Source organism: Bradyrhizobium sp. Unk1 (genome assembly GCF_059512345.1).
In genome coordinates this window covers 86,574-102,574 of sequence record NZ_JCAMOP010000011.1, presented here as the reverse complement: position 1 = coordinate 102,574, position 16,001 = coordinate 86,574, and the positions used below count along the sequence as shown (strand labels likewise).

The 16,001-nt window shown below is 64.0% G+C and carries 16 protein-coding genes; 5 read left to right on the top strand and 11 right to left on the bottom strand.

Translation table 11 applies throughout. The features are described 5' to 3' along the window. Positions 1–33: 33 nt before the first annotated feature. From AC5ZFO_RS16075 to pqqA, 10 genes are all read right to left on the bottom strand, one after another. Positions 34–1,089, bottom strand: a complete 1,056-nt coding sequence (locus AC5ZFO_RS16075) for a 2-oxoacid:ferredoxin oxidoreductase subunit beta (protein ID WP_282522910.1) — start codon at positions 1,087–1,089, stop codon at positions 34–36. Then, positions 1,086–2,933: a 2-oxoacid:acceptor oxidoreductase subunit alpha gene (locus AC5ZFO_RS16070; protein WP_282522909.1), complete on the bottom strand. Its 1,848-nt coding sequence runs from the start codon at positions 2,931–2,933 to the stop codon at positions 1,086–1,088. The genes AC5ZFO_RS16075 and AC5ZFO_RS16070 overlap by 4 nt, the downstream gene beginning before the upstream one ends. Then, positions 2,903–4,702 (bottom strand): FAD-dependent oxidoreductase, encoded by a 1,800-nt coding sequence (locus AC5ZFO_RS16065; RefSeq protein WP_282522908.1) that lies wholly within the window; start codon positions 4,700–4,702, stop codon positions 2,903–2,905. Before AC5ZFO_RS16065 ends, AC5ZFO_RS16070 begins: the two co-directional genes overlap by 31 nt. A 235-nt stretch (positions 4,703–4,937) precedes the next feature. Further along, complete coding sequence (locus AC5ZFO_RS16060) at positions 4,938–5,615, bottom strand: DUF4286 family protein (RefSeq protein WP_282522907.1); 678 nt, start codon at positions 5,613–5,615, stop codon at positions 4,938–4,940. A gap of 144 nt (positions 5,616–5,759) precedes the next feature. Beyond that, entirely contained in the window at positions 5,760–6,746 is a 987-nt protein-coding gene (pip, locus tag AC5ZFO_RS16055) for a prolyl aminopeptidase (protein ID WP_282522906.1), read from the bottom strand. After that, positions 6,736–7,929, bottom strand: coding sequence for a pyrroloquinoline quinone biosynthesis protein PqqE (pqqE, locus tag AC5ZFO_RS16050; protein WP_282522905.1), 1,194 nt, complete (start codon positions 7,927–7,929; stop codon positions 6,736–6,738). Before pqqE ends, pip begins: the two co-directional genes overlap by 11 nt. Then, complete coding sequence (pqqD, locus tag AC5ZFO_RS16045; RefSeq protein ID WP_028147039.1) at positions 7,926–8,237, bottom strand: pyrroloquinoline quinone biosynthesis peptide chaperone PqqD; 312 nt, start codon at positions 8,235–8,237, stop codon at positions 7,926–7,928. The genes pqqE and pqqD overlap by 4 nt, the downstream gene beginning before the upstream one ends. Positions 8,238–8,249: 12 nt before the next feature. Further along, entirely contained in the window at positions 8,250–9,017 is a 768-nt protein-coding gene (gene pqqC / locus AC5ZFO_RS16040) for a pyrroloquinoline-quinone synthase PqqC (RefSeq protein WP_306664525.1), read from the bottom strand. Between the two features lie 20 nt (positions 9,018–9,037). After that, positions 9,038–9,967, bottom strand: coding sequence for a pyrroloquinoline quinone biosynthesis protein PqqB (gene pqqB / locus AC5ZFO_RS16035; protein ID WP_282522903.1), 930 nt, complete (start codon positions 9,965–9,967; stop codon positions 9,038–9,040). A gap of 124 nt (positions 9,968–10,091) precedes the next feature. Next, entirely contained in the window at positions 10,092–10,172 is an 81-nt protein-coding gene (pqqA, locus tag AC5ZFO_RS16030; RefSeq protein WP_007595659.1) for a pyrroloquinoline quinone precursor peptide PqqA, read from the bottom strand. A 248-nt stretch (positions 10,173–10,420) separates the two neighbouring features. Here pqqA and AC5ZFO_RS16025 point away from each other — a divergent pair, with 248 nt between their 5' ends. The 5 genes from AC5ZFO_RS16025 to tarD all read left to right on the top strand — a co-directional run bounded on the left by AC5ZFO_RS16025 (position 10,421) and on the right by tarD (position 14,350). Then, positions 10,421–10,678 (top strand): DUF6894 family protein, encoded by a 258-nt coding sequence (locus AC5ZFO_RS16025; protein ID WP_496122225.1) that lies wholly within the window; start codon positions 10,421–10,423, stop codon positions 10,676–10,678. A 212-nt stretch (positions 10,679–10,890) separates the two neighbouring features. Continuing rightward, positions 10,891–12,291 (top strand): amidase family protein, encoded by a 1,401-nt coding sequence (locus tag AC5ZFO_RS16020; protein WP_282522901.1) that lies wholly within the window; start codon positions 10,891–10,893, stop codon positions 12,289–12,291. A 2-nt stretch (positions 12,292–12,293) separates the two neighbouring features. After that, complete coding sequence (locus tag AC5ZFO_RS16015; RefSeq protein WP_282522900.1) at positions 12,294–12,770, top strand: glutathione peroxidase; 477 nt, start codon at positions 12,294–12,296, stop codon at positions 12,768–12,770. Next, a complete protein-coding gene (locus AC5ZFO_RS16010) occupies positions 12,767–13,024 on the top strand; it encodes a DUF3297 family protein (protein ID WP_282522899.1) in 258 nt (85 codons plus the stop codon). Before AC5ZFO_RS16015 ends, AC5ZFO_RS16010 begins: the two co-directional genes overlap by 4 nt. A 156-nt stretch (positions 13,025–13,180) precedes the next feature. Continuing rightward, entirely contained in the window at positions 13,181–14,350 is a 1,170-nt protein-coding gene (gene tarD / locus AC5ZFO_RS16005; protein ID WP_282522898.1) for a D(-)-tartrate dehydratase, read from the top strand. A gap of 202 nt (positions 14,351–14,552) precedes the next feature. Here tarD and AC5ZFO_RS16000 read toward each other — a convergent pair whose 3' ends face one another. After that, positions 14,553–15,905 (bottom strand): malonyl-CoA decarboxylase, encoded by a 1,353-nt coding sequence (locus tag AC5ZFO_RS16000; protein WP_282522897.1) that lies wholly within the window; start codon positions 15,903–15,905, stop codon positions 14,553–14,555. Positions 15,906–16,001: the final 96 nt, after the last annotated feature.

The following is a 16,001-nucleotide window of genomic DNA, read 5'->3' as shown; positions in this document are numbered from 1 at the left end:
TGCTTCGCTGCGCTCGCAATGACGAGTGATCGATCACCGCAGGCTGGCGTTGAACTTGTCCAGCGCAGCCGAGCCCGGGCACAGCGTGTCCGCCTCCAGCGTATTGAGCGGCGTCTCGACCGTGTTGAGATGCGTGTGCAGGTCTTCCGCATCGGGATCGACGTAGAGCAGGCCGGTGACGATCTGGCCCTTGGCGGCGTGCTTCTGGAGGAAGGTCTGGGCGCCGAGGCGGTCGTGCGGGTCGTAATCCGCGTCGATTTTGCGCAGCGCGATCTTGCTGCCGTCGTGCTGTTCGACAACCTGCACCGTTCCCGGCGCGTATTCGACGGCGATGGGATCGCGGCCGACCAGCACGTCGAGCCGGTTCACGGCGTCATTGTGCTCGCGCACATAGTCGAAGCTCTTGGTCGAGCCGGCGTGGTTGTTGAAGGCGATGCAGGGGCTGATGACGTCGATGAAGGATGCGCCCCTGTGGCCGATCGCGGCCGCGATCAGCGGCACCAGCTGGCTCTTGTCGCCGGAGAACGAGCGCGCAACGAAGGTGGCCCCTAGCTGTAGCGCGATCGCGACGAGGTCGATCGCGTTGTCGGTGTTGGTGACGCCTTTCTTGGACTTCGAGCCGCGGTCGGCGGTCGCCGAGAACTGGCCCTTGGTCAGGCCATAGACGCCGTTGTTCTCGACGATATAGGTCATGTTGACGCCGCGCCGGATCGAATGCGCGAACTGGCCGAAGCCGATCGAGGCGGAATCGCCGTCGCCGGAGACGCCGAGATAGATCAGGTCGCGATTGGCGAGGTTGGCGCCTGTGAGCACGCTGGGCATGCGGCCGTGCACGGAGTTGAAGCCGTGCGAATTGCCTAGAAAGTAGTCTGGCGTCTTCGACGAGCAGCCGATGCCCGAGATTTTTGCCACCCGGTGCGGTTCGATCGAGAGCTCGTAACAGGCTTCGATGATCGAGGCCGTGATCGAGTCATGGCCGCAGCCGGCGCACAGCGTCGAGATCTTGCCCTCGTAGTCGCGGTGCGTGTAGCCGAGCTCGTTCTTCTTGAGGCCCGGATGATGGAATTTCGGCTTGGCAATATAGGTCATGACACGGCCTTGCGGAGCGGGGTCACCTTGAGGTGATCCTGGTGGTCGCCAATGGCTTTTGCGATGTAGCGGGCGGTGATCGGGGTGCCGTCATAATGCACGATCGGCACGAGGCGCACCGGGTCGATGCCGTTCTCGTTGACGATGAGCTGGCGGAGCTGGGCGTCGCGGTTCTGTTCGACCACGTAGACGAAGTCGTGCTCGGCGAGGAAGCTCGCCACGCTCGAGTGGAACGGGAAGGCGCGGATGCGCAGGCGGTCGAGCTGATGTCCGCGCGCCTCCAGCAGGCCGATCGCCTCGTCCATCGCGGGCGAGGTCGAGCCGAAATAGATCACGCCATATTTGGTCGGCCGTTCCGCGTTGGCCTGGAGCGGGCGCGGGACCAGGTCCTGCGCGGTCTCGAACTTGCGCACCAGGCGCTGCATGTTGTCGGCATAGACCGAGCCTTCCTCGGAGTAACGCGCATAGCGATCGCGCGAAGTGCCGCGGGTGAAATAGGAGCCCTTGGTCGGATGCGTGCCGGGATAGGTGCGGTAGGGAATGCCGTCACCGTCGACGTCGAGATAACGGCCGAAGTCGCGACCTTCCTCCAGCATCTCCGTGGTCATCACCTTGCCGCGGTCATACTGTTTCGCGTCATCCCATTTCAGCGGGCGGCATAGACGGTGGTTCATCCCGATGTCGAGGTCGAGCATCAGGAAGATCGTGGTCTGGAGCCGTTCGGCAAGATCGAATGCGGCCGCCGCGAACTCGAAGGCCTCGGCCGGATCTTCTGGGAACAGCAGCACGTGCTTGGTGTCGCCATGCGAGGCATAGGCGCAGGCGATAATGTCGCATTGCTGGGTGCGGGTCGGCATGCCGGTCGAGGGACCGGCGCGCTGGATGTTCATGATCACGGCCGGGATCTCCGCGAAATAGGAGAGGCCGATGAACTCGGTCATCAAGGAGATGCCGGGGCCGGAGGTCGCAGTGAAGGCGCGGGCGCCGTTCCAGGAGGCGCCGATGACGATACCGATCGAAGCCAGCTCGTCCTCGCCCTGCACGATGGCGTATTTCGCCTTGCCGGTTTCAGGGTCGTGCCGGTACTTCTTGCAGTGGGCGGTGAAAGCTTCCGCCACCGACGAGGACGGCGTGATCGGATACCAGGCGCACACGGTGGCGCCGCCATAGACCGCGCCGAGCGCGGCGGCGCTGTTGCCCTCGATGAAGATGCGGTCGCCGACCTTGTCGGATTTCTTCACCCGCAGCCCGATCGGGCATTTCAGGTTCTGCAGCGCCCAGTCACGGCCAAGATGCAGCGCGTGAACGTTGGAGGAGAGCAGCTTCTCCTTGCCCTTGTATTGCTCGCCGATCAGCTGCTCGATCAGCTTCGGATCCATGTCGAGCAGCGCCGAGAGGCTGCCCAGATAGATGATGTTCTTGAACAGCTGGCGCTGGCGCGGATCGGTGTAGGTCGAGTTGGTGATCGCGGTGAGCGGCACGCCGATCACGGTGATGTCGTCGCGGAATTTGGTCGACGGCATCGGCTTGGTGGAATCGTAGAATAGATAGCCGCCGGGCTCGATGCCGGCGACGTCCTTGTCCCAGGTCTGCGGATTCATCGCCACCATCAGGTCGACGCCGCCACGGGCGCCGAGATGGCCGTCTTCCGTCACCCGCACCTCGTACCAGGTCGGCAGGCCCTGGATGTTGGAGGGGAAGATGTTGCGGGGGGAGACCGGAACGCCGTGGCGCAGGATCGCGCGCGCGAACATCTCGTTGGCGCTGGCCGAGCCCGAGCCGTTGACGTTGGCGAAGCGGACGACGAAGTCGTTTACGCTGCTGAGCGGCTTTTTGTCGGACATGTCGAACCTGCGTGAGTCATCTCGATGAAATATTTCTGCATGTCCCAGGCTCCGGTGGGACAACGCTCGGCGCACAGCCCACAATGCAGGCAGACATCCTCGTCCTTGACCATCACGCGCCCGGTCTTGAGATCGCTGGACACGTAGAGGTCCTGGTCCGGATGCGGCGACGGCGCCTTCAGGCGCTGGCGCAGATCGTCTTCCTCGCCATTTTGCGTGAAAGTGATGCAATCCATCGGGCAGATGTCGACGCAGGCATCGCATTCGATGCAGAGCGAGGTCGAGAACACGGTCTGGACGTCGCAGTTCAGGCAGCGTTCGGCTTCGCCCAGCGCCAGCTTGACGTCGTAGCCGAGCTCGACCTCGGTACGGATGTCCTTCAGCGCAATCACCTTGTCGCGATGCGGCACCTTGAAGCGCTTGTCGTTGGAGATGTCGTTGTCATAGCTCCATTCGTGGATGCCCATCTTCTGCGAGGAGATGTGCACCTCCGGCAGCGGCCGTTCGGTGATGTCATCGCCCGAGAGCATCTTGTGGATCGACAGCGCGGCGTCGTGTCCCTGCGCCACGGCCCAGATGATGTTCTTCGGGCCGAACGCGGCGTCGCCACCGAAGAACACTTTCGGATTGGTCGAGACGAAGGTCTTCGGATCGACCTTCGGCATGTGCCATTTGTCGAACTCGATGCCGCAATCCTGCTCGATCCAGGGGAAGGCGTTTTCCTGGCCGACCGCGACCAGCACGTCGTCGCAGGGAATGGTCTGATCGGGGTCGCCCGAAGGCACCAGATTGCGGCGGCCTTTGGCGTCGTATTCGGCTTTGACGTGCTGGAAGGTGACGCCGATGAGCTTGCCGGCGACATGCTTGAATGCCACCGGCACCATGTAGTTGAGGATCGGGATGTCCTCGTGGATCGCGTCTTCCTTCTCCCAGGGCGAGGCCTTCATCTCCTCGAAGCCGGAGCGCACAATGACTTTCACGTCTGCGCCGCCGAGGCGGCGCGCGGTGCGGCAGCAATCCATCGCGGTGTTGCCGCCGCCGAGCACGATCACGCGCCTGCCGATCTTGTCGATATGGCCGAACGACACCGAGGACAGCCAGTCGATGCCGATATGGATGTTGGCGGCAGCCTCTTTCCGGCCGGGAACGTCGAGCTCGCGTCCGCGCGGCGCGCCGGAGCCGACGAAGATCGCGTCGTATTTCTCCGCGAGCAGCGCTTTCATGCTCTCGATGCGATGACCGCCTTTGAACTCGACGCCGAGACCCAGGATGTAGCCGGTCTCCTCGTCGATGACCGAATTGGGCAGGCGGAATTTCGGGATTTGGGTGCGCATCATGCCGCCGGCCTCGGGATCGCCGTCGAACACGGTGCAGTGATAGCCGAGCGGGGCAAGATCACGCGCGACCGTCAGCGAGGCGGGCCCACCGCCGACGAACGCAACGCGCTTGCCGTTCTTCGGCGAGGGGCGCGGCAGGCGCTGCCTGATGTCGTCCTTGAAATCAGCGGCGACGCGCTTGAGGCGGCAGATCGCCACCGGCGTCTCCTCGACGCGTCCGCGACGGCACGCCGGCTCGCATGGACGATCGCAGGTGCGTCCCAGAATTCCGGGGAACACGTTCGATTTCCAATTGATCATGTAGGCGTCGCTGTAGCGGCCTTGTGCGATCAGTCGGATGTATTCGGGAACCGGGGTGTGTGCAGGACAGGCCCACTGGCAATCGACCACTTTGTGAAAGTAGTCGGGGGCCGCGATATCGGTCGGTTTCATTCCTACCCTGTCCGCACAGGCCCAAAGACCCGGCGGCCTTTTCTTGAGCTTCGCGAACGCTAATGCGCGTCGATCTGGTTTATGAATGACGTCATTGGGTTAGCTTATTAGAACCGTTCCGAAGTACAACGGCAAATTTGCCCGATCACCTGCTTTCATAGGTGCTGCGCGCGCCCAGCATTAACGGCCGCACGCATGATGCGTGCGGTGCAATATGTTGCGTTGCGGATGGCCGCTAGCTGCGCGCGATATCGCTCTTCGCGAGATCCCACATCAGGCTGTAAGTGCCGACGGAGACGGGAAGCGGGAAGGGCGATGCGGCGGGGCCGGTGAAGCGTTCGGCAATGACAGCGGAGACCGCGCCGACATGCGTGCCGTCGATCAGCACGAACCAGTCGCGCGCGCCCTCATTGCGCACCGCCGGAATGTCGGCCGTCGCGCCCGACAATTCCGGCTCGCTTTCGAGCAGATGCATCGAGATGATGCCCTCGCGCTCCCCGGGCGTCAGCTTTTCGTGCAGTGCATCACGCCATGTCCCGGCATTGTCGGCGCTCGGCCGCAGCCGCACCACACCGAGCGCAGCACCGCGACCGGTGCCCTTGCTGATGGTGATGCGCGCGACGACGCGCAGCATGTTCTTGAAATGCGCCATGGTCCGGCGCGACCATTCGGTCTGGTTGGCGAGGCGAGCCCGGTAGGCGGGACTGTCGAGCACGTCGAGCGTCGCGGTCGAGTACAGCGAGAGATATTTGGGGTTGGCGGCATGCGCGACATAGCGCCGCGCCTCCAGGAAACCCTCGATCGCGACGCGCTCTTCCAGATGCTCGCGATCGTACCAGCGGTTGAAATCGGCCTCATCTGGAACCTCGATGTTCATCGACGTCAGCAGCATGCCTTGCCCGGCGAGCGGCATTGTTCTTGTCCTTCCCATGCTATCCCCTCATGGTGAGGAGGCGCGCAAGCGCCGTCTCGAACCATGAAGGCCCCGCTGCTACATCTCGGCCTTATCCTTCGAGACGCGCTCCTGCGGAGCGCTCCTCAGGATGAGGAGATGGATCTAGCGCGAGATCTTCGACGCGAGATCGGCGATCGACCTCATGACCGCGTCCCGCACGCCGGCATCATAGAGCGAATGTCCGGCTTCTTCCACGATCCGAATCTCGGAACCGGGCCATACTTTCGCAAGCCGGTCGGATGTCTCAGGAGGGCACAACAGATCGTAGCGGCCCTGCACGATGATGCCGGGAATGCCGGACAGACGGTCCGCGCTTCGCAACAACTGGTTTTCCGTCATGAAGCTGTCGTGGACGAAATAATGGGCCTCCATGAACGGCGTCGCGGGCAGCGTGCGCCACACGTTCAGCGATGCGAGGTCCAGCCGCGTCTTGGCCGCCTTGTGCTCAGACAGAGCGCGCTCGGTGTCGTGCCAGGCCCGCGCGACGGGACCATGCACGGCCGGATCGGCATCGAGGATGCGGCGCCAATAGGCGTCCACCGGGTGTGCGCGCTCATCGGGCGGCAGCACGCTGAGAAAATCCTCGTAGAGCGCTGGATAGAATTGCGACAGGCGCGATGTGAAAGCGGTTTCGACCTCGGCGCGGGTGCCCAGGAAGGTTGCGCGGAGCGCAATGCCGGAGACGCGCTCGGGATGCGCCTCGGCATAGGCCAGCGCCAGCGTCGCCCCCCAGGAGCCGCCGACCACCATCCAGCGGTCGAAGCCGAATTTCTCGCGGATCTTCTCCATGTCCGCGATCAGATGCGCCGTCGTGTTGTTTTCGCGCGATCCCTTCGGACGGCTGCGACCGCAGCCGCGCTGGTCGAACAGCACGGCGCAGAAGCGATCGGGATCGAACAGCCGCCGATGATCCGGCTGGCAACCGCTGCCGGGGCCGCCATGCAGGTAGATCGCAGGGATTCCGTCGGCGCGGCCGATGCTCTCGACATAGAGCTCGTGGCCGTCGCCGACGTCGAGCATGTCGGAGGTCAGCGGCGCGAAGGGATCGGCACGTTTTGCGGCTGTGCCTGCGTCGGCGTCAGGAATCATTCCCGGATTCCAGAGTGCCGCCGGCGAAATTGCGATAGAGGAAGCGGTTGGTCTCGCCCTCGGCCTCGCGCTCGGCCTGCTTGAAGATGGTCTCGTGCAGCGGCGACAGCGCGCAGGCCGGATCGGTGTTGGCGGCGTCGCCCGTCAGCGCAAAGGCCTGGCAGCGGCAGCCGCCGAAATCGATCTCGCGGAATTCGCAGGATTTGCACGGCTCCTTCATCCAGCCGGTGCCGCGATAGCGGTTGAAGGCATCCGAGTTCTGCCAGATCCAGGCGATCGAATGGTTGGAGCGCACGGATTCGAAATCGAGCCCGGTGATGCTCTCGGCGGCGTGGCAGGGCAGCACCTTGCCGGCGGGCGAGATATTGAAGAACTGCCGGCCCCAGCCGCCCATGCACTTCTTCGGCCGCAGCGCATAATAATCGGGAACGACGTAGTCGATCGCGAGCGTGCCCTTCAGCCGCTCGCGCGCCTCCTCGACGATGCGGGTGCATTCGTCGAGCTGCGCCACGGTCGGCATCAGCGCGGCGCGGTTCTTCAGCGCCCAGCCGTAATACTGCACATTGGCGACCTCGAGCCTGTCGGCATCGAGATCGATCGACATCTGGATGATGTCGGGGAGCTGGTGCAAATTCTGCCGGTGCATCACCGCGTTCACAGTGAGCGGCAGATCGAGCTCGCGGGTCCATTTTGCGACTTCGAGCTTCTTGCGGTGCCCGTTCTTGTAGCCGGCGACGCGATCGGCGAGACCTTCCTCGACGCCCTGGAAACTGATCTGCACATGGCAGAGCCCGGCATCCGCCAGCTCGCTCAGCCGCTCGCGCGTCAGCAGCACGGCCGAGGTGATCAGATTGGTGTAGAGCCCGACGTCGCTGGCATGCTTGACCAGCTCGACGAGGTCTTTCCGCGCGGTCGGCTCGCCGCCGGAGAAATGGACCTGGAGCACGCCGATCTCGGCGAGTTCGCTCAAGACCTTCTTCCATTCCTCGGTCGTCAGCTCCTTGCCGGAGCGGTCGAGCTCGACCGGGTTGGAGCAATAGGGGCATTGCAGCGGGCAGCGATGGGTGATCTCGAGCAGCACCGCGAGCGGAATGCCGAACGTCTCCGCGGTCGAGCGGCTCTTCTCCAGCACCGCGAGGCTGTCGCTAGCGTGAGGCGGGATGGTCGGGAGCACATCGCTCATGACGTCTTCTCCCGGGCCTCGGTGAGGAAGCCCTTGTCGGCGAGATCCTGGAGCATGACGATGACGTCGGCCAGGATCGCCTCGCGCGGCGCGGCGTATTTCGCGGCCAGTTGGTCGGCGACGTCCCCGACATTGCGCTCGCCGTCGCAGAGCTGCAAGACCTCGACCGCGATCTCGTCGGGCGCCAGTACCCGTTCCGGCGCCAGGATCACCCAGACCTTGCGCGTCTCGTCATATTTCAGCTTGGCATGCCGCGGCAGCACCGGGCGGCTTGCCTCGCTGACGCTGATGTTCCGCGGCCCGGCCATTGCGCTTGTCCCTCAGCTCGCCTTTTTGGTTTCTTGGGGCACGAACGCGCCCGGCGGAATGTGGCCCTCGACATAGGCGTGCTGGAGCGCGTCGAGCTGCACCCACAAGACGTTGGTCTTGAAGATCAGCGCGTTGCAGACGGAGGCGCGCTGCTCCGGCGTCGTGGCGTGCGCCTTGACGTAGTCGAGCGCGAAGCCGGCATCGCGCGGCGCCTGCGCCAGCCGCCGCTTGAAGTAGCTCATGATGTCGGGATTGACGAAGTCGTAGTGCTCCAGCATGCCGGAGATGCGCTCCTCGTGCAGGTTCGGCGCGAACAATTCGGTGAGCGAGGAGGCGATCGCCTCCAGCGGGCTCTTCTCGCGGCAGTAATGGACATAGGCTTCGACCGCGAAGCGCGTCGCCGGCAAGATGCCTTCGGTCGATTCCACATAGGCCGTGTCGAGCCCGAGGCCTTCGGTCAGCTTCAGCCAGCGCTCGATGCCGCCCTCGCTGCCGACGTCGCCGTCATGGTCCTCGATGCGGTGGCGCCATTCCAGCCGCGTGGCGCGGTCGCGGAAGCGCGAGATCACCACGGCGTCCTTGATCGGGATCGTGCTCTGGTAATAGTAGCGGTTGAGCGCCCAGGCCTGCACCTGGCCCTTGTTCAGCTTGCCGCCGTGCAGCAGCTTATGAAACGGATGCAGGCTGTGATAGCGCGTCGCCCCGATATGGCGCAGCGTCGCCTCCAGCTCCTCCGCCGAGTTGAGCCTGATGTCCTTGCCAACAGAGAGCGCAGTCATTCCAGTCATGGACGCGGCATTCACAGCACGATCTCCGTTCCGTCGGCGGGTATCCGCCAGCCCGCGGCCTCGAGCGCTTTGCGCTCGGGTGTATCGGGCAGCAGCGCCGGGTTCGAGTTATTGATATGCAGAAACATCTTCCTGTCGAGAGTGAGGTCGGCGAGGCGCGCGATCGCGCCATCGTGACCGGACATCGCGACATGGCCCATGCTCTTGCCGGTCTTGTGGCCGAGCCCGGCCTTGATCATCTCGTCATCCTGCCAGACCGTGCCGTCAAAGAACACCAGTGCTGCGCCATCGATCTCGGCCTTGAGCGCATCCGTCACCTCGGCGCAGGCGGCGATGAAGTAGAAGCACTTGCCGGTTGATTTGTCCGTGATCTTGAGCCCCAGCGTATCGCCGTCGCCGGTCTCGCCGCCGGGATGCGCCTTGCCTTCCAGATACCAGGCCGACTTGCCTGATACCGCGAAGGGCAGCACCTCTATCCCTGAGCGCGCACCATCAGGCAGCCGCGGCTCGAACGGCTCGTGAATGGAGATCGGCTGGCGCTGTACGTTCTTCTCGTTCAGCACGTTGAAGATGCTGTTGCTCTTCAGGATCGCCAGCACCTTCTGATGCGCATAGACCGTGAAGGGCGAACCCTCGCGCATCGACAGCAGGCCCGCGACCGCATCCACCTCGCTGTTGGTCAGGATCACGCCTGCAACAGGCGTATGGCGCAGCGCGCCGGCCTTGGGATGCAGCTGCGGCGCGGCATTCATTTGCTGGCGAAGATCGGGGGAGGCGTTGATCAGGAACCAATGCTCGCCGTCGCCACTGAACGCGACCGAGGCCTGGGTTCTCTGAAGCTCATGGCCATTTTCACGGGCCGCCCGGCAGCCCTCGCACCCGCAATTCCATTGCGGGACTCCGCCGCCGGCCCCGGCGCCCAGGACGACGACGCGAAGCATAATACGTCTCCTGGAGGGAACGTCGCGAGGTGGATCTCAGGCCGACACGGGTGCCGACAAAGTTCGTGTCTTCCGGAAACCGATCGTGACCAAAAGATCCACCTGCGCAGAAACCACCAACCGCTTACTTGCGGGTGGCGCTCACATACATGTTGATTTCCATGCCACAGGGCACTTCGACGATCTTCGGGGCTTTCCAGGCCATTTTGGCTCTCCATTTCACGAATTCGGACGTATCCGCCCAACGGTTAAAGTAATGCGAGTGGAAAAGTTCGCTAGTGAAATCTTCCCGAGAAAGTCATGTTGCGCCGCGAAAAATGATGGTGGAACATCACTTCCCGTGATGCTGCCTTGCGCAGGGCGCATTCGGTCGCGAACCCTGTCCTGATAAAGCAGTTGTGAGTGCAGCGCAGCTTTCAATCCGGTACAGGCCTCCCAATTTGGACCCTCGTGATGCCCAGATACTTCTTCAACACCCGCATCGGCGACGAATTGATCGTGGATCCCGACGGAGAGGACCTGCGTAACCCCGATCGCGCCTGGGAGGTCGCCCGCCAGATGATCCTGGAGGTGGTGAAGTCGGAGGGCGCCCAGCCGGTGCTCATGGAGGCCGTCATCGAGGTGACCGACGACCACGGGGAGATCGTGCTCGAATTCCCCTTCACCGAGGCCCTGCTGGACATGCCAGACGAGTCCGCGACCAGGCATTGAGGCCTCCGCTCTCTCCCCCGTCATTGCGAGGAGCCCTTGCGATGAAGCAATCCAGACTGTCTCCGCGGAGGGATTCTGGATTGCTTCATCGCGTTCGCAATGACGGAGAATGACGCGCCACCCGACACCAAACCCGCTCTTCCTCCCCGGGAAAATCGCATGGCTTTGCCGCGTTCCCGGCGCTAAAAGACGCCGGTTAAACGGAGCAAGCCATGCAAGATCTCTGGCGCCTGTCGGCCGCCGACCTCGCGACCCTCGTCAAATCCAAAAAGGTCTCCGCCCGGGAGGCGGCCAAGGCCGGTTTGGCCCGCCTGGACGCCGTCAATCCCCAGCTCAACGCGGTGATCGACCACCGGCCGGAGGACGTGCTCAAGCAGGCTGACGCCGTCGATGCCGCCATCGCCCGGGGAGAAGATCCCGGTGTGCTCGCCGGCGTGCCCGTCACCATCAAGGCCAATGTCGACCAGGAAGGCTTTGCCACCACCAACGGCCTGAAACTCCAGCGCGACCTGATCGCGCGCGAGGACAATCCGGTGGTCGCCAATTTCCGCAAATCCGGCGCCATTCTGCTTGGCCGCACCAATTGCCCGGCCTTCTCCTATCGCTGGTTCACCACCAATCTGGTCCATGGCGACACCAAGAACCCCCGCGACGCCTCGCTGACCCCGGGCGGCTCGTCCGGCGGCGCCGGCTCGGCGGTCGCGGCCGGCATCGGCCATATCGCCCACGGCACCGACATCGCCGGCTCGATCCGCTATCCCGCCTATGCCTGTGGCGTGCACGGCCTGCGCCCGACGCTCGGCCGCATCCCCGCCTTCAACCCGGCGCTGCCGGAGCGTCCGATCGGGCCGCAGATCATGGCCGTGTCGGGCCCGCTGGCGCGCACCGTCAACGATCTCAGGATCTCGCTCGAAGCCATGTCAGCCCGCGACATCCGCGACCCCTGGTTCGTGCCGGTCCCTCTGGAAGGCCCCACGCGCCCGAAGCGCGCCGCGCTCTGCCTCAACCCGGACGGGCTTGCGACCAAACCGGAGGTGAAGGCGGCCGTGACTGACGCCGGCAAGCGGCTGGAGCGCGCCGGCTGGACTGTCGAGGTCATCGAGAACACGCCGCCGATGCGCGAGGCGGTCGAGTGGCAGAGAAAACTCTGGCTTGGCGACGGCTATGAGGCGCAGCTTGAGATGGCTGAGCGCGAAGGCGATCCCGGTGCGCTGGCTTGCCTGCGCGGCAATCGCGCCAAGGTCACGCCGATGGATCAGGCGGACTACGCCAAGGCGCTCACGCGACGCGCCACGCTGACCCGCGACTGGATGCTGTTCTTCGAAAAATATGCCGTGGTGCTCACGCCGGTGTCCGGCGAGTTGCCGTTCCCGGATCATCTCGACCGCAAGGACAGTGAGTCTTTCGAACGCGTCTGGGAGGCGCAGATGCCGCAGATCGCGACCCCGTTCATGGGACTGCCGGGCCTCGTGGTCTCCACCGGTCTGGTCGGCAAGGCGCCGGTCGGCGTGCACATCGTGTCCGGCCGCTATCGCGAGGATCTGTGTCTGCTCGCGGGCGAAGCGATCGAGGCGGGCGGCGTGCCGCCGTCGCCGATCGATCCCGTGGGTTAGCGATGTCTGTGATCTACGACTTCAAGGCCAACTCGCTTCTCGGCGATGAAGTGCCCATGCGCCGTTTCGAAGGGCAGGTGCTGCTGATCGTCAACACTGCGAGCAAATGCGGCTTCACGCCGCAATATCGCGGGCTGGAGGATCTCTATCGCGACCTCTCACCGCGCGGCTTCTCGGTGCTCGGCTTTCCCTGCAACCAGTTCGGCGCGCAGGAGCCGGGGCAGGCGAGCGAGATCCAGGCATTCTGCTCGACCAACTACGACGTCACCTTTCCCCTGTTCGAGAAGATCGACGTCAACGGCGCCCACGCGCACCCTCTGTATGAGTACCTGAAACGCCAGCAATCCGGCCTGCTGGGCGCCTCCATCAAATGGAATTTCACCAAATTCCTCGTGGACCGTGCCGGCAAGGTGATCGCACGCTACGCGCCGACCGCCCGGCCCGAAGGATTGCGGCAGCAAATCGAGACCCTGTTATGAGCGAGACAATCATGAGCGACGAATTTCCGGACCGCCTGTCGGTCGACCCGAACAGCCCGTATTACAACGCGGATATTCTTTCGCGCGACGTCGGCATCCGCTTCAAGGGTGTCGAGAAGACCAATGTCGAGGAGTATTGCATCAGCGAAGGCTGGGTCCGCGTCGCCGCCGGCAACGCCAAGGACCGCTACGGCAATCCGCTGACCATCAAGGTGCATGGTCCGGTCGAGCCGTATTTCAGGGATAAGAAGTAAGCGCGCCGCATTGTCTCTCCTCGTCATTGCGAGGAGCACGCTCTCTCCCCGTCATTGCGAGGAGCCCTTGCGACGAAGCAATCCAGACCATTTCCGCGGTGACAGTCTGGATTGCTTCGCTTCGCTCGCAATGACGAAAGTGAAAGGCCAAATCCCATGTCCGTCCGCATCGTCGACGTCCGCGAGATCACGAAGCCGATCTCTTCGCCGATCCGCAACGCCTATATCGACTTCACCAAGATGACGACGAGCCTCGTCGCCGTCGTCACTGACGTCGTTCGCGACGGCAAGCGCGTCGTCGGCTACGGCTTCAACTCCAACGGCCGCTACGGGCAGGGCGGCCTGATCCGCGAGCGCTTTGCCTCGCGCATCCTGGAGGCCGATCCGAAGTCGCTGCTGAATGCGGCCGGTGACAATCTCGACCCCGACAAGGTCTGGGCCGCGATGATGACCAACGAGAAGCCGGGCGGCCATGGCGAGCGCTCGGTCGCGGTCGGCACCATCGACATGGCGGTGTGGGACGCCGTGGCGAAGATCGCAGGCAAGCCGCTGTTCCGGCTGCTCGCCGAACGGCACGACGTGACCGCCAATCCGCGCGTCTTCGTCTACGCTGCCGGCGGCTATTATTATCCCGGCAAGGATCTCTCGATGCTGCGCGGCGAGATGCGCGGCTATCTCGATCGCGGCTACAACGTCGTGAAGATGAAGATCGGCGGCGCGTCGATCGAAGACGACCGCACCCGCATCGAGGCGGTGCTGAAGGAGATCGGCAAGGACGCGCAGCTCGCGGTCGATGCCAATGGCCGCTTCGATCTCGAGACCGGCATCGCCTACGCCAAGATGCTGAGGGACTATCCGCTGTTCTGGTACGAGGAAGTCGGCGATCCCCTCGACTATGCGCTCCAGGCCGCGCTCGCCGAATTCTATCCCGGCCCGATGGCGACAGGCGAAAACCTGTTCAGCCACCAGGACGCGCGCAACCTCATCCGCTACGGCGGCATGCGCCCGGATCGCGACTGGCTGCAATTCGACTGTGCGCTGTCCTATGGCCTGTGCGAATACCAGCGCACGTTGGAGGTCCTGAAAACCTACGGCTGGTCGCCGAGCCGCTGCATCCCGCACGGCGGCCACCAGATGTCCCTCAACATCGCCGCCGGCCTCGGCCTCGGCGGCAACGAGAGCTATCCCGACCTGTTCCAGCCCTACGGCGGCTTCCCGGATGGCGTGCGCGTCGAGAACGGCCACATCACCATGCCCGACTTGCCGGGCATCGGCTTCGAAGGCAAGTCGGATCTCTACAAGGAAATGAAGGCGCTGGCGGAATAGGGGGCGCTTGGGTTGCGACGGCCACGCCACGCTCTCCGCTGTCATGCCCCGGCTTGACCGGGGCATCCAGTACGCTGCGGCGAATGTGGCGAGAGCGAGCGCTTCAACGCCGGCCTCTGGAATACTGGATCGCCCGGTCAAGGCCGGGCGATGACACCGAGATTGTGGCTGCGAACCAACGCAAGCGGCCGAGGCCGTCCCCCTACGACAACCGCATGTCCAGCAGCCGTCGTCCCTCGCCCTTGAGCAGCTTCTTCACCGCGCTCGAAGCCACGACCTCGCCGTCATTGGCGTAGGCTTCGTGGTTCTTCTCGATGTCGTCGAGGCGGTAGAGGTAGTTGACCATCACGCCGGCGGACTCGCGCGCGCCTTTCGGCGAGAGGTCGCCGAGCCAGTTGATGCGCTCGAGCCGTGCGCCGTTGCCGAGGTGGAAGCGGGCGACGGAATCGATCAGCTTGCCCTTCGGCGTGCGCGCCTTCAGGAAGTAATAGGCCGCGAGCGGCTCGATCACGGAGCGTAGCAGCGTGGTCGTCTCGGGGTTCTCGAACCATTTGGGATCGTCGAGGCGCTTCAGGATCTCGCGGTCCTCGTCCGACAGCGGCAGGTCCTTGTCCTGCTTCACCCATTGCATGAAGCCCGGCACCGGCGACAGCGTCACGAAGGTGTCGAGTTTTGGCGTCTCGCGGCGCAGCTCTTCCACCACCTGCTTGATCAGGAAGCTGCCGAAGGAGATGCCGCCAAGGCCGCGCTGGGTGTTGGAGATCGAATAGAACACTGCGGTGCGCGCGCGCTCGATCGGCAGATGCTGGCGGTCGACCGCCAGCAGCGGCGCGATCGCACCGGGGATCGTCTCGGTCAGCGCCACCTCGACGAAGATCAGGGGCTCGTCCACCATCGCCGGATGGAAGAAGGCGTAGCAGCGCCGGTCGACCGGATCGATGCGGCGGCGCAGATCGTCCCAATCGCTGATCTCGTGCACGGCTTCGTAACGGATGATTTTTTCGAGGATGTTGGCCGGGGTCGACCAGTCAATCCGGCGCAGCACGAGAAACCCCCTGTTGAACCACGACGAGAGAAGATGCGAGACGTCGCGATCGAGCGCGGCGAGATCGGTGTGGCCGTTCATCATGCCGAGCAGATCGGCGCGCATGTTGACGAGATCGCCGGTGCCGCCCGGCGCGCGGTTGAGGCGGCGGATCAGCTCCTGCCGGCGCGGCTCGGAGGCGAAGTGCAGCGAGCTTGCGTCTTCGTCACTGGGCCTGGCGCGCCATTTTTCGATCGCCTTGGACAGGCGTTCGCGATCGGGGCCGAAATCGCGCACCAGGGCTTCGAAGAAGGCGCGGCGTCCTGCCGCATCCAACTCCTGGTAGATGTCGAGCACGTCACGCGCCATGGCAGTGCCCGAAGCTTCGCCACGACCGGACAGCAGCGCACCGCAGAGCTCGATCAGGCCTTCGGCATCGTGCTTGGTGTCGGCGGAATCCCCGCGGCGCAACAGCGTGCGGCCGCGATCGGAGATGGTGGCGAGCAGGTCTGAGAAGAAGGCGTTGGCCATCTGGGCTTTTCGATTCCGGTTTGTGCGCTGCGGAAGCTTACACGGGATTTAGGCGGAAGCCGATCACAATCAAGCGGAGGAATTTTGTATCTTTCG